Genomic DNA, 1,480 nt, shown 5'->3' on the forward strand with positions numbered 1-1,480 from the left:
TACGCCGACGAGACGCCATGATCGACAAAGGCGTCACCTTCGCCTCCAGCCACCTGGCAATGGGCGGACCAGGTCCGGTCGCCGCGCCGCACGGCGGCTTCGGAGAGTAGCCGGCCGACCGGTATCGCCGGTTAATCCCTGATGAAGCCCTTGTTGCGCATCAGGGCGTCGGCCAGGAAGCCGTCGTGGGGAATCTGCGGGGCATGGAACCACGTCGGTCGGTGCCCGCAGTAGACGTTGCCGACAGTCGGCTCGGCCACCAGCTCGTCGATCAGCGTCTCGTCGCCCGTGATCGCGGTGACGACGAGCGAATCGCGCAACGGCCCCAACCCGGCCTCGCGCGACCAGGCCGACACCCATACACACGGGAAGGGCAGCTCGAGGTTGAGTTTGTCCACGTCGGGTTCGGTCATCACATGGACGGCCGGGCGCAGCGCGGCATAGCCGTCGCCGAGGTCGGCGACCACCTGGTCGGCGCCGAGCAGTGGGGTTGATCCAGCGGCCTTAACCGCCAGGAAGTTTGCCAGTGCGCGCGCCTTCTCTACGGGCTGCGTTGGCAGGCTCGCCCGCTCGTCGTCGGTGGGCCGCGGCTCGATCGTCGCCAGTCGTTCGGCGATCGCCCGGGCCAGCGCCGTGGGATCGCCCTCGTAGAGCACCGCGGTGGTGTTGACGCATGCCATGCCGCCGTGGTGGGCGATCGAGTCGACGATGACGTCGAGATAGGCGCGCCAGTCCTGCTCGGCGGTGATCACGATCTTGGCGCGCCCGGGCCCGTTCACGATTACCGCCGGATCGCCGGCGTACTTGTCGACCACCTCCTGACCGCCGTACACCATCGCGAGGTCTGCGCAGCGGATGATTTCGTCCGCACCGGCATGGTCGGTGGGCAGATAGGCGGCGTCCTCGGCGCGAAACCCGGCCTGGCGCAGCGCGCACACCAGCCGGTGCGCCGTCAGCGGCTCGCGCCGCGACGGGCGCACCGCGACCCGATAGCCCAGCGCCAGCGCCTGGGGCCAGAGCCCGTGGACACCCGGGCCGTTTCCGGCCGCGTGCACGGCGAACACCTCGCCCCGGCGCACCCACAACGCCCCACCAGCGCGGGTGCGCTCCTCGCGCCAGTCCAGCGTCGCCCCCACCGGCTGAGCGGGCAGTACCGCACCGAAAGCGGCCGCGACGGCGTCGGCCACACCGCGCGCCCCGGCCCGGGTGATCGCGATCGGCATGCCCGAAATGCGGCCGGCCAGCCCGACGTAGGCTTCGAAATCCAGGCCGGCGATCACACCGTCGACAAATATCTCGGCGGCCCCGCCCAGCGCGGCCGCGCGCTGGGCGACCGGAAGCGGTGCGGCCCTGCGCTGCGCGGCAAGCGTCCGCGAAACGTAGAGCGGCGGAACCATACTCACCTCGGCGGCCGCGGTGCCTGCCGTCGTGGTGATGACCTCGCGTTTGCGGGTTCGATAACCGCCGCCCGCACCGAGCG

General features: G+C 71.0%; 1 protein-coding gene. It reads right to left on the bottom strand.

Going from position 1 to position 1,480, the window contains the following annotated elements:
- Nucleotides 1-131 precede the first annotated feature (131 nt).
- The coding region (locus tag A5652_RS02695; RefSeq protein WP_232001070.1) for an aldehyde dehydrogenase family protein at nucleotides 132-1,480 on the bottom strand (1,349 nt) is incomplete at its 5' end.

The organism is Mycobacterium sp. 1165178.9, from assembly GCF_001673555.1.
Taxonomy (GTDB): domain Bacteria; phylum Actinomycetota; class Actinomycetes; order Mycobacteriales; family Mycobacteriaceae; genus Mycobacterium.